This is a genomic window from Nitrosomonas sp. Nm84, from assembly GCF_003201565.1.
In the GTDB taxonomy this organism is placed as follows: Bacteria; Pseudomonadota; Gammaproteobacteria; order Burkholderiales; family Nitrosomonadaceae; genus Nitrosomonas.
The window spans coordinates 37537-51487 of record NZ_QJJP01000003.1 but is presented as its reverse complement, the minus strand read 5'-3'; the positions used below and the strand labels follow the sequence as shown (position 1 = coordinate 51487).

4 protein-coding genes are annotated in these 13951 nt (G+C 51.6%); all 4 read left to right on the top strand.

Going from position 1 to position 13951, the window contains the following annotated elements; translation table 11 throughout:
- Positions 1 to 30: 30 nt before the first annotated feature.
- Entirely contained in the window at positions 31 to 1950 is a 1920-nt protein-coding gene (locus C8R34_RS02590) for an integrin alpha (protein WP_110337555.1), read from the top strand.
- Positions 1951 to 2022: 72 nt separating this feature from the next.
- The gene (locus C8R34_RS02585; protein WP_110337553.1) at positions 2023 to 5946 is read left to right on the top strand and encodes an FG-GAP repeat protein; all 3924 of its coding nucleotides are present in this window, start codon (positions 2023 to 2025) and stop codon (positions 5944 to 5946) included.
- A 72-nt stretch (positions 5947 to 6018) separates the two neighbouring features.
- On the top strand, positions 6019 to 11865 hold the full coding sequence (locus tag C8R34_RS02580; RefSeq protein WP_110337551.1) for an integrin alpha: 5847 nt from the start codon (positions 6019 to 6021) through the stop codon (positions 11863 to 11865).
- Positions 11866 to 11940: 75 nt separating this feature from the next.
- Positions 11941 to 13950 carry an integrin alpha gene (locus C8R34_RS02575; RefSeq protein ID WP_110337549.1) on the top strand — a complete coding sequence of 670 codons (2010 nt, stop codon included), beginning with the start codon at positions 11941 to 11943 and terminating at the stop codon, positions 13948 to 13950.
- Position 13951 lies beyond the last annotated feature (1 nt).

Sequence of the window (13951 nt, the reverse complement as noted above, 5' to 3'; positions counted from 1 at the left end):
ATTCAAAGATGATGCTAGAGGAGAATAATCATGAGTGTTCCAGTTTTTAATTTATCCAATCTTGATGGTAGTAATGGTTTCCGCTTGGATAGTGACAGCAATATATATATTTCAGTCAGCAGTGCCGGCGATGTCAACGGCGATGGCTTCGATGATGTGATAGTTAACTCAAATGATAGTAGTGACAGTAGTTATGTGGTGTTTGGCAAGGCATCCGGATTCGATGCTCATATCAATTTATCCAGCTTGGATGGCAGCAATGGCTTTAGGCTGAATCCGGGTGAGACGGTTGGCAATGCTGGAGATGTGAATGGTGATGGCTTCGACGATGTGATTGTCGGTTTTCCTTATGCTAACGAGAGTTACGTAGTATTTGGCAAAGCATCCGGATTCAATGCGCAGATCGATTTGTCCAGTTTGGATGGTCATAACGGTTTTCGATTGGATAGCGACAGCGACTTTGATGAGTTCGGCAACTCTGTCAGCAGTGCCGGTGATATCAATGGTGATGGTTTTGACGATGTGATTGTCGGTGCTCCTTTTGCGGTTGGGTCCGGCGCTAGTTATGTGGTATTCGGCAAGGCTTCGGGCTTTGCTGCGACATTGAATGTGTCCGATCTTGTTGGCGATAACGGTTTTAGTATGAGAAACGGACTCTTGTCACAAGCTGGTCTTGGCTGGTCAGTCAACAGCGCCGGAGATGTAAATGGCGATGGCTTAGACGATGTAATTGTGGGCGCCCCCTTTTCTGAATACCGCGATAACTATGGCGCGGATGGGTCCAGTTATGTGGTGTTTGGCAAGACCTCAGGTTTTGGCGCCACACTGGATGTATCCAGTCTTGATGGCAGTAATGGCTTTCGTCTGAACGGAGGAGCGTATAGCGGATCGGGTCAATCAGTCAGCAGCGCCGGAGATGTGAATGGCGATGGCTTAGATGATCTGATCATCGGCGCGCCTTATGCTGCTAGCGCTATCACAAATGATTTTTTCGTCGGAGCTGGTTACGTCGTGTTTGGCAAGGTTTCGGGGTTTGCTGCCACATTGGATCTGCCCAGCCTCGATGGTCATAACGGTTTTACTCTGGAAGCTGTAAACTCAGGCGGTAGCTTTGGCAACTCAGTCAGCAGTGCCGGAGATGTCAACGGAGATGGATTTGATGATGTGATTATCGGTGCTCCCCATGATAATCATTCTTCCGGTTCCAGCTACGTGGTATTTGGTAAAGCTTCAGGATTCGATGCACATATCGATTTATCCAATCTGGATAGTAAAAGCGGTTTTCGCCTGGATGAAGAAAATCCGCATTCTTTCGGTGGTTTGGGCAGATCAGTCAGCAGTGCCGGAGATGTCAACGGTGATGGGTTTGGCGATCTGTTGATCGGTGCTAGAGGGACTAGTTATGTCATTTTCGGCAGCCGTGATTTTGGCAGTGGCGGTGGTGGCAATGCCATTGCAGGCACGCCCGGAAATGACAAGCTCACCGGCACTTCGGCAGCAGAAATCTTCGAAGCGGGTGACGGCAATGACAAAATGATCGGACGTGGTGGCGCGGATGTGTTTCATGGCGGTGCCGGCGATGATTACATCCAGGTGGCGGATCTTGGCTTTGGCTCGGTTGACGGCGGCAGCGGCAACGACACGTTGCACCTGGACGGCAAGGATCTGAATCTGGACTTGGCAAATCTTGGCAACAAAATCCACGGCATCGAAACCATCTGCTTGTATGGCAAGGGCGATAATACATTGACCCTAACCGCAACAAATCTCCTAGACCTATCAGACACCACCAATACGCTCAGAGTCAATGGTAATGCGGGAGATCATATTACTATCCAGGACGATGGCTGGGTCGATGGCGGCCCTCGCGGCTCCGGTTATTACCATGTGTACACCCATGACGACGCGGTGTTGCTGGTGGGGCACAATGTGACGGTGGATTTTGCGTAACGGAAAGTTGCATCAGCGGCACTTGCGTTATTTCTAAAGCAGCCGGATTGAAATTCATAAGGAGATTTGATCATGGCAATATCAATTATTAACGTATCTATTTTGAATGGTAGCAATGGGTTTCGTTTGGATGGGCAGTATTCGGGTAGGTCAGTTAGCAGTGCAGGGGATATCAATGGGGATGGTTTTGATGATGTGATGGTCGGTGCTTTTTTTGAATCTTGGTACGCGGGCAATTTTGGCTCCAGTTACGTGGTGTTTGGACAGGATTCCGGTTTTGCTGCTGACATCAATTTATCGAACCTTGATGGCAGTAACGGATTCCGTCTTGATGCACCAAACTCCAATTTGCTCCCATTTTTCGTCAGCGATGCCGGGGACATCAATGGCGATGGCTTTGGTGATGTCATTATTGGCGCCAAGGGAGTTCATGATGAGTATGGTAATCCACAAGACCATGCGGGGGCCAGTTACGTGGTGTTTGGCCGGGATACCGGTTTTACTGCTGATATCGATTTATCTAGCCTGGATGACAGCAATGGGTTTCGTCTGGATGCTGGAGGTATAGACTTTTTAGTGAGTGGTGCAGGAGACGTCAATGGTGACGGATTTGATGATGTAATTGTCGGTACTGCAGGCACTAGTTACGTGGTGTTTGGCAAGGCTTCGGGCTTTAGTGCTACGATGAATTTATCCGGTCTCGACGGCAATAACGGTTTCCGTTTGGATGGAGCGGCGGAATTTGATCTTTCTGGCAGTTCGGTTAGCAGTGCAGGCGATGTCAATGGCGATGGTTTTGATGATGTGCTTGTTGGTGCTTACCGCGCTGAGCCGAACGGCGAGGTATCCGGCTCCAGTTACGTGGTGTTTGGTAAAGCAGGTGGTTTTGATGCTGTGATGAATGTATCCAGTCTGGATGGTACTAACGGTTTTCGTCTGGACGGCGTGGCGGAAGGCGATTGGTCGGGTCGCTCGGTCAGCAACGCAGGGGATGTCAATGGCGATGGCTTTGGTGATGTGATTATCGGTGCTTTTGGTGCTGATCCGGACGGTAGCTATACCGGTTACTCCGGTTCCAGTTACGTGGTATTTGGGCGTGCTTCCGGTTTTGATGCCACGATGAATTTATCCGGTTTGGATGGCACTAACGGTTTCCGTCTGGATGGGGTTGAGGCGGGTGACCGGTCAGGCAGATCGGTCAGCAGTGCAGGGGATGTCAACGGCGATGGGTTTGATGATGTGCTTGTCGGTGCGCCTGAAGCTCATCCGAATGGCGAATTGCATATCGGCGCCAGTTACGTGGTGTTTGGTAAGGCTTCCGGTTTTAATGCCACGATGAACTTATCCAGCTTGGACGGCAATGATGGCTTTCGTCTTGACGGAAGGGGAGAGAGTGGTTTTTTTGGCTATGCGGTCAGCAGCGCCGGTGACGTTAACAGCGATGGCTTCGATGATCTGATTATCGGTGATTCTATCGGTATTAGTTACGTAGTATTTGGCGGCAAATTCATTACTGGTGAGGCAGTATATCAGGGCACATCCGGAAATGATAACCTCACGGGTACGATCTTAGCAGAACGCTTCGAGGCGGGTGACGGCAATGATCGCATGAGCGGCCTTGGCGGCGCGGACATATTCCATGGCGGTGACGGTGACGATACCACTGCGGTGCCGGATCTCAACTTTCAACAGATAGATGGTGGGATTGGCGTCGACACGCTGGCATTGACGGGAAGCGACCTTAAATTGGATCTAGCCGACTTTCACGACACCATCGATGGCATCGAAACGATTGATTTGACCGGCAGCGGTGACAATGCATTAATGCTCACGTTGCCGGACTTGCTCAGTTTGTCCGATACCACCGATACTTTTACCGTGAATGGCAACGGAGGAGATAGTGTTGTAGGACTCAGTGACGGCTGGACGGATGACGGCATTGATGGCAATTATCGTATTTTTACCAATAGCGGGACGACGCTGCGGATAGATAGGGCTGTGCACACAGACGTACCGATAGCGGGTGTGATCAATTTGGCTGGTCTTGACGGCAGCAATGGTTTTCGTCTGGATGGGGCTGAGTATGATGGATCAAGTTCTTCGGTCAGCGGTGCCGGGGACGTCAATGGTGATGGGTTTGATGATGTGATCGTCAATGCTGGCGCTGCTAGCGGTGTGGTATTCGGGCACGCTTCGGGATTTAGTGCTGCGACGGATTTATCCAGTTTGAACGGCAACAATGGGTTCCGTCTGGATGGAGCAGGGGGAGGATTCAACGTCAGTAATGCCGGGGATGTCAACAGCGATGGTTTTGATGATGTGATTGTCGGTGATGCTAGTGCCGATTCGAGCGGTGATGAATCCGGCTCCAGTTATGTGGTATTCGGCAAGGCCGCCGGTTTTGATGCCGCGTTGGATCTGTCCAGCCTCGATGGTAGTAACGGTTTCCGTTTGGATGGAGCGACGAAGTTTGACTATTCCGGTCGATCGGTCAGCAGTGCAGGCGATGTCAACGGCGATGGCTTTGATGATGTGATTGTTGGCGCTGACCGCGCTGAGCCGAATGGCAGAGAATCTGGCTCCAGTTATGTGGTATTTGGTAAAGCGAGCGGTTTTGATGCGGCAATGAATTTATCCAGTCTCGATGGTAATAACGGTTTCCGCCTGGATGGAGCAGCGGCGTATAACCAGTCGGGCAGTGCGGTTAGTAGTGCCGGAGATATCAATGGTGATGGCTTTGATGATGTGCTTGTTGGCGCCCGCTATGCTGACCCGAACGGCCTTGGCTCTGGCTCCAGTTACATAGTATTTGGGCGCGCCTCGGGTTTTGATGCTGCGATGAATTTATCCAATCTCGATGGCAGTAATGGCTTTCGCCTGGATGGAGTGACAGAGCAGGATGTTTCTGGGTATTCAGTCAGTAGTGCAGGTGACGTCAACGGCGACGGCTTTGCTGATATGATTATCGGCGCAAAGAGTGCTGGCCCGAACGGCTACGGTTCAGGCTCCAGCTACGTGGTGTTTGGCAAAGCAACCCGATTCGATGCACAGATTGACCTATCCAGCCTGGATGGTAGCAATGGTTTTCGTTTGGATGGCGTGGCAAGTAACGATTCTTTGGGTAGTTCGGTCAGTAGCGCCGGTGATATCAACGGTGACGGCTTTGACGATGTGATTGTCGGTGCTTACGCTGCCGACTCGAATGGCTACACCGCTCGCGACTCCGGTTCTAGTTATGTGGTGTTTGGCAAAGCTTCCGGTTTTAGTGCTGCAATGAATTTATCCAGCCTCGATGGCACTAACGGTATCCGTCTGGATGGCGTGGCGCGTGATGACTACTCGGGCAAATCGGTCAGCAGCGCAGGCGATGTCAACCGTGACGGATTTGATGATTTGCTGGTTGGTGCTCCTCGCGTTGATTCGAACGGTAAGGATTCCGGTTCCAGTTATGTTATTTTTGGCCGCAGCGATTTTGGCGGTGGCAGCGGCGGCAATGTGATTGCGGGCACGCCTGGGAATGATGTCCTCAAGGGCACCTCAGCAGCGGATATTTTTGAAGCGGGCGACGGCAATGACAAAATGATCGGACGTAGCGGCGCGGATGTGTTTCATGGCGGTGCCGGTGATGATTACATTCAGGTGGCGGATCTTGGTTTTGGCTCGGTTGACGGCGGCAGCGGCAACGACACGTTGCACCTGGACGGCAAGGACCTGAATCTGGACTTGGCAAATCTCGGCGACAAAATCCACGGCATCGAAACCATCTGTCTGTATGGCAGGGGCGATAATGAGTTGACCCTAACCGCAAATGGCGTGCTTAACCTGTCGGATACCACCAATACGCTCAGAGTCAATGGCAATGCGGGAGATCACATTACTGTCCAGGACGATGGCTGGGTCGACGGCGGCCCCCGCGGCTCCGGTTATTACCACGTATACACCCATGACGACGCGGTGTTGCTGGTGGGGCAGAATGTGACGGTGGATTTTGCATAGCGAAAAGTTGCAGCAGCGGCGCTTGCGGTATTCCTAAAGCTGCCGGATTGAAATTCATAGGGAGATTTGATCATGGCAATTATTAACAGTATCAATTTATCCAGTCTCGATGGCAGTAACGGTTTTCGCCTGGATGGTGTGGCAGCAGGAGATCTTTCTGGCTCTTCGGTCAGCAATGCCGGGGATGTCAACGGCGACGGCTTTGATGATGTGATTATCGGTGCTCGCGGTGCTTACCCGAACGGTGATCGTTCTGGCTCCAGCTACGTGGTATTCGGCAAGGCTGCTGGTTTTGGTATTGCCATGGATTTATCCAGCCTCGATGGCAGCAATGGTTTTCGTTTGGATGGAGCGAGTAGATCGATCAGCAGCGCGGGCGATGTCAATGGCGATGGTTTTGATGATGTGATAGTTAATGGCAGCTATGTCGTGTTTGGCAAGGCTTCCGGTTTTGATGCGACGATAGATTTATCCAGTCTCGATGGCAACAATGGTTTTCATCTGGAAGGAGCGGGTGGACCAGTCAGCAGTGTCGGCGATATCAATGGGGATGGCTTTGATGATGTGATTATCGGCGGCGGCGGAACTTATCCTTCTCCGATCACCGTTGATTATGTGGTGTATGGTAAAGCTTCCGGGTTCAGCGCTTCGATGAATCTTGCCGACCTCGATGGCAACAACGGTTTTCGCCTGGATGTCAATACCAATATCTATAGCGCTGGTGCTACTTCGGTCAGCAGCGCGGGCGACATGAACGGCGACGGCTATGATGATGCGATTGTCGGCGTTGTTTCTCTCTCGGGCTTTGATGGCCATCTGGATACCGAGAGTTATGTGGTATTCGGACAGGGCACTGGTTTTGATGCCGCGGTAAATTTGTCCAATTTAAATGGCAACGACGGTTTTGTTTTGGTAGGGGCGGGTGTTGGTTGGTTTGGTGGGGCGCTTGAAGTCAGCGATGCGGGCGATGTCAATGGCGATGGCTTCGGCGATGTGATCATTGGTGCCCCCGAAAGTAGTCGCAATGACTATTATTCTGGTTCCAGCTACGTAGTCTTCGGGCGCGCTTCAGGATTCGATGCTTCGATAGATTTATCCAGTCTGGATGGCAACAACGGTTTTCGCGTGGATGGTGGAGAAGCGTTAAATTCTTTGGGCAGATCAGTCAGCGGCGCTGGCGATGTCAATGGCGATGGTTTTGATGATGTGATCATTAATGTTAGCTCCATTGATCCAAACGCGGATTACTCTGGTTTCAGTTATGTCGTGTTCGGTAAAGCTTCCGGTTTCGATGCTGCGATGGATATATTCGCCCTTGACAGTAGTACTGGTGTTCGCTTGGATGGGGGTAGTTCAGTCAGCCGCGCCGGAGATGTGAATGGCGATGGAATGGATGATCTACTGGTGGGTAATTCATCTGCCAGTCCCAATGGAAAGGATTTTGCGGGTTCCAGTTATATCGTTTTTGGCAATCGTCACTTTGACGGTATCGTGACTTATGTAGGTACTGATGGCGATGACAATTTCACTGGCACCCCGGCCGGTGAGCGTTTCAAAGCGGGTGGCGGCAATGATGTCATGACTGGTGGTGGCGGAGCGGATGTATTTCTGGGAGGGGATGGTGATGATGTTATTCGCGTGCCTGATCTTGCCTTTGAAACACTGGATGGCGGTTTAGGCATCGATACGCTGGAATTAATCGGCAGCGGCATCGATCTGGATTTGGCCAATTTCCATGACAAGATCGACGGTATCGATACCATCGATCTGACTGGCAGCGGTGATAATACACTAACGCTGACCTTGGCAAATTTGCTCGAGGTGAACGGGGCGCTAAAAATCGATGGCGATGCAGGAGATCGTGTGGTGATACGCGGCGGTGGCTGGCTGGACGGCGGTATCGATGGCGACTATCACACCTATACCAATCGCGATAGCACGGTGCTACAGATTGATGTGGCAGTGAACACAGACCAGCCAGTTTTCGGTGGAGTATTCAGTTTGGTCAATCTCAATGGCAGCAATGGTTTTCGCTTGGATGGAGAAAAGTATGATCGTTCGGGATCGTCAGTCAGCGACGCAGGCGATGTCAATGGCGATGGCTTTGATGATGTAATTATTGGTGCACCTGGCGCTGACCCGAACGGCAATTATTCCGGCTCCAGTTACGTAGTATTTGGTCGTGCTTCGGGTTTTGATGCGGCCATGGATTTATCCAGTCTTGATGGTAGCAACGGTTTTCGCCTGGATGGGGAAGCGTCTGATCGTTCGGGCTCGCCAGTCAGTAATGCGGGCGATGTCAATGGTGACGGTTTTGCTGATTTGATAGTCGGTGCCTATGGGGCTAATTCCGGTTACGTGGTATTTGGGCGCGCTTCGGGTTTTGATGCGGCGATGGATTTATCCAGTCTTGATGGCAGCAATGGTTTCCGTCTGGATGGCGGAGCAGGAGCATTCAATACGGGTAGATCGGTCAGCCGGGCAGGCGATGTCAATGGCGACGGGTTCGGTGATGTAATTATTGGTGCACCTGGCGCTGAGCCGAATGGCGAGAATTCCGGCTCCAGTTATGTAGTATTCGGACGCGCTTCCGGTTTTGATGCGGCCATGGATTTATCCAACCTCGATGGCAGTAACGGTTTCCGCCTGGATGGAGAAAAGTATGATCACTCGGGATTGTCAGTCAGCAAAGCAGGCGATATCAATGGCGACGGATTTGATGATGTAATTATTGGTGCACCTGGCGCTGACCCGAACGGCACTTATTCCGGCTTTGGTTACGTGGTGTTTGGGCGCGCTTCGGGTTTTGATGCGGCGATCAATTTATCCAGCCTTGACGGCAACAATGGCTTTCGTCTGAATGGAGCGGCAAGAGATGACTATTCGGGCTTTTCGGTAAGCGGTGCAGGCGATGTCAATGGCGATGGCTATGATGATGTGATTGTCGGTGCGTTTAGAGCTGACTCAAGCGGCGATTACTCCGGCTCCAGTTACGTGGTATTTGGTAAGGCATCAGGTTTTGACGCTACGCTGAATTTAACCAGTCTCGACGGTAGCAACGGTTTTCGCCTGGATGGTATACGTGACGATAAAGCGGGTGTTTCAGTCAGCAGTGCAGGAGATGTCGATGGCGATGGCTTTGATGATGTAATTGTCGGCACTTCGTATGGCGGCTACGTAGTATTTGGCCGAGCTTCCGGTTTTGACGCCGTGCTGGATTTATCTGAGCTTGATGGCAATAACGGTGTACGCATTGATGGTGCGACGTATTCTAATATCTCTGGCAGATTAATTAGCGGTGCTGGCGATGTCAACAGTGATGGTTTTGCTGATTTGCTTGCTAGCCAGATTTATGCCCGTCCGAATGGCGATGAATCCGGTTCCAGCTATGTCATCTTCGGCAGCCGCGATTTTGGCCGTGCGGGATCTGACATCGTGGGAACGTCCGGCGATGATGACCTCATGGGCACTCCTTTGGCAGAACGCTTCGAAGCAGGCGACGGCAACGATCGCATGACCGGCCGTGGCGGGGCGGACATTTTCCGTGGCGGCAATGGCGACGATGTCATCGGGGTGTCCGATCTCGACTTCCAAATAATAGATGGTGGGATGGGTAGCGATACCCTGGAATTGATGGGTAGTGGTATCAACACGAATCTGGCCAACTTTAGCGACAGGATCGTTGGCATCGAAACGATCGATCTGACCGGCAGCGGTGATAATACATTGATGCTCACATTGCCGGATTTGCTCAGCTTGTCAGACACCACCGATACTTTTACCGTGAATGGTAATTCGGGAGATCGCGTTTTCGGGCTCATGGATGGTTGGACAGATGGCGGTATCGATGGCAATTATCGTATTTTCACCAATCACGCAGCGGTGCTGCGGATCGATACGGCTGTGAGTACGGATTCGTTGAAACCCGGCATTAACTTGGCCGACCTCAATGGTAGCAATGGTTTTCGCCTGGATGGCGTGACGATGCTTGACAAGACGGGCTCGTCGGTCAGCAATGCGGGAGACGTGAATGGTGACGGATTCGATGATGTGATCGTTAGCGCTCGCGGTGCTAACAATTCCTTTGGTGCCGGTTACGTAGTGTTTGGCAAAGCTTCAGGATTTGAAGCCACAATAAACCTAACCAGCCTTGATGGCAGCAACGGTTTTAGCTTTTATGGCAGCAATTCAGTCAGCGGCGCAGGCGATGTCGATGGCGATGGATTTGATGATTTGCTTATCGGCACTCGCTTTGCTGACTCGAATGGCAGTGATTCTGGTTCCAGTTATGTGGTGTTTGGGCGCGCTTCGGGTTTTAATGCGACGTTGAATCTATCCAGTCTCGACGGCAACAATGGTTTTCGTCTGGATGGCGTGACCGCATATGACCGGTCAGGCAGATCGGTCAGCAGTGTCGGCGATGTCAATGGCGATGGATTTGATGATTTGCTTATCGGCGCTCCCTATGCTGACTCGAATGGCAGTAATTCCGGTTCCAGTTATGTGGTGTTTGGGCGCGCTTCGGGTTTTAATGCGACGTTGAATCTATCCAGCCTCGATGGCAGCAATGGTTTTCGTCTGGATGGGGCAATGGCAGGTGACATATCAGGCGCATCGGTCAGCAGTGCCGGCGACGTCAATGGCGATGGATTTTATGATGTGATTATCGGTGCCTTCGGCGCTGATCCGAATGGTGATGATTCCGGTTCCAGCTATGTGATATTTGGGCGCACTTCGGGGTTTGACGCCACGATGGACTTATCCAATCTGGATGGTAATAATGGTTTCCGTCTGGATGGGGCGACGGAGAGGGACTATTCGGGTAGATCGGTCAGCAGTGCCGGGGATGTCAATGGCGACGGATTTGCTGATGTAATTGTCGGTGCTGGCAACGCCGATCCACAATTTTCAGGTTCGAGTTATGTGGTATTTGGGCGCGCTTCTGGTTTTGATGCGACGTTGAATCTATCCAGCCTCGATGGCAGCAATGGTTTCTGCCTAAATGGTGTCGCGGCGTATGACTATTCGGGTGGATCGGTTAGCAGTGCCGGAGATGTCAATGGCGACGGCTTTGATGATGTGCTCGTCGGTGCTTTCAACGCCGATCCGAACGGCTACAGCTCTGGTTCCAGTTACGTCGTGTTTGGCAAGGCTTCCGGTTTTGATGCTGCGATGGATTTATCCAGCCTTGATGGTATTAACGGTATCCGCCTGGATGGCGTGACGGTGTATGACCAATCGGGCTATTCGGTCAGCGGTGCTGGGGACGTCAACGGCGATGGTTTTGATGATTTGATTGTGGGTGCGCCTTATGCTGATGCAAACGGTCAAAATTATTATAACTACGGCTCCAGCTACGTCATCTTCGGCAGCCGCGATTTTGGCGGTGGCAACGGCGGCAATGTGATTGCGGGCACGCCAGGGGATGATGTTCTCAAAGGCACATCAGCAGCGGATATTTTTGAAGCAGGCGATGGCAACGACAAAATGATCGGACGTGGTGGCGCGGATGTGTTTCATGGCGGTGCCGGCGATGATTACATCCAGGTGGCGGATCTTGGTTTTGGCTCGGTTGACGGCGGCAGCGGCAACGACACGTTACACCTGGACGGCAAGGACCTGAATCTGGACTTGGCAAATTTCGGTAACAAAATCCACGGCATCGAAACCCACGGCATCGAAACCATCTGTTTATATGGCAGGGGCGACAATGCGCTGACGCTAACCGCAACAAATCTCCTAGACCTGTCGGATACCACCAATACTTTGAGAGTCAATGGCAATGCGGGAGATCACATTGCTATCCAGGACGACGGCTGGGTAGACGGCGGTCCACGCGGCTCCGGTTATTACCATGTGTACACCCATGACGACGCGGTGTTGCTGGTTGGGCAGAATATCACGATGGATTTTGTGTAGCGGGAAGTTGCATCAGCGGCGCTTGCGGTATTTCTAAAGCAGCCCGGCCTATTTATTCTATAAGGAGATTTGATCATGGCAATTATTAACAGTATCGATCTATCCAGTCTCGATGGCAGTAACGGTTTTCGTCTGGATGGAACAAAGAGCGAGGATAATTCGGGCAGCTCGGTTAGCAGTGCCGGAGATGTCAATGGTGACGGCTTTGATGATGTGATTGTCGGTGCTCTTTTTGCTGACCCCGCCGGTTCCAGTTATGTGGTGTTCGGGCACGCTTCCGGTTTTGATGCTGCATTGGATTTATCCAGTCTCGACGGCAACAACGGTTTTCGTCTGGATGGTGAAACGGCGGGTGATTATTCGGGATGTGCAGTAAGTAGTGCCGGGGACGTTAATGGTGACGGGTTCGATGATGTGATTATCGGTGCTCTTGGGGCTGATACGAATGGCGACAACTCTGGTTCCAGCTATGTGGTATTTGGCAAGACTACCGGTTTTGATGCGGAGATGGATTTATCAAGCCTCGACGGCAGTAACGGTTTCCGGTTGGATGGGGCAGCGTCAAAGGATGTTTCGGGTAATGCAGTCAGTGGTGCCGGTGATATCAATGGTGATGGCTTTGACGATGTGATTATCGGCAGTAGGGATCGCAATGACGACTATTCTTCTCCGGTTACTGTTGACTATGTGGTGTTTGGTAAGGCCTCCGGATTCAGTGCTGCAATGAATCTTTCTGACCTCGACGGCAGCAACGGCTTTCATTTGGATGCCAACACTTCTGTCGCTTCCACTAATTCGGTCAGCAGTGCGGGTGATGTCAACGGCGATGGTTTTGATGATCTAATTGTCGGTATCGATTTCCCATCGCCTGAGGGATATTTTACAAGAGACGCTGCAAGTTATGTGGTATTCGGCAAGGATTCTGGTTTTGACCCCGCGTTGAATTTATCCAATCTTGATGGCAGTGACGGATTCCGCCTGGCAGGTGCGAATTTTAGTGTATACAACGGAGGACTTGAAGTCAGTGACGCGGGAGATATCAATGGTGACGGTTTTGGTGATTTAATTGTTGGGAGTTATTCGGGAGGTAATCTCTATTTTTCAGGTGTCAGCTATGTAGTGTTTGGCAAGGCTTCTGGTTTCACTGCTGATTTGGATTTATCCAGCCTTGATGGCAACAATGGTTTTCGCCTGGATGGAGAGATGGAGGATGATGGTTCGGGAAGTTCAGTTAGCAGCGCCGGAGACATCAACGGTGATGGTTTTGATGATTTAATCGTCGGTGCTCGTGGTGCTGGCTCAAACGGCGATCAATCTGGTTCCAGTTACGTGGTATTTGGGCGTGCTTCCGATTCTGATGCTGTGATGGACTTATCCAGTCTGGACGGCAAAAATGGTATCCGCCTGGATGGGGCAGCAGATGAAGAGTCGGGTACTTCTGTGAGCAACGCCGGGGATGTCAACGGCGATGGTTTTGACGATTTGCTGGTTGGTGCTCCTCGTGCTGATTCGAACGGCGATTTCTCCGGTTCCAGCTACGTCATTTTTGGCCGCAGCGACTTTGGCGGTAGCGGTGGTGACAATGTCATTGCGGGCACGCCCGGGAATGATGTCCTCAAGGGTACTTCGGCAGCAGAAATCTTCGAAGCAGGCGACGGCAATGACAAAATGATCGGCCGTGGCGGCGCGGATGTGTTTCATGGCGGTGCCGGCGATGATTATATTCAGGTGGCGAATCTCGGTTTTGGCTCGGTTGACGGCGGCAGCGGCAACGACACATTGCACCTGGACGGCAAGGATCTGAATCTGGATTTGGCAAATCTCGGCAACAAAATCCACGGTATCGAAACCATCTGCTTGTATGGCAAGGGCGATAATACGTTGACCCTAACCGCAACAAATCTCCTAGACCTGTCGGATACCACCAATACCTTGAGAGTCAATGGTAATGCGGGAGATCACATTACTGTCCTGGACGACGGCTGGATCGACGGCGGCCCCCGCGGCTCCGGTTATTATCATGTGTACACCCATGACGACGCGGTGTTGCTGGTGGGGCAGAATGTCACGGTGGATTTTGCGTAGC

What these genes read in the sequence shown, in the direction of transcription:
- C8R34_RS02585 (WP_110337553.1), top strand. Translation starts at nt 2,023, where the DNA reads ATGGCAATATCAATTATTAACGTATCTATTTTGAATGGTAGCAATGGG.
- C8R34_RS02580 (WP_110337551.1), top strand. Translation starts at nt 6,019, where the DNA reads ATGGCAATTATTAACAGTATCAATTTATCCAGTCTCGATGGCAGTAAC.
- C8R34_RS02590 (WP_110337555.1), top strand. Translation starts at nt 31, where the DNA reads ATGAGTGTTCCAGTTTTTAATTTATCCAATCTTGATGGTAGTAATGGT.
- C8R34_RS02575 (WP_110337549.1), top strand. Translation starts at nt 11,941, where the DNA reads ATGGCAATTATTAACAGTATCGATCTATCCAGTCTCGATGGCAGTAAC.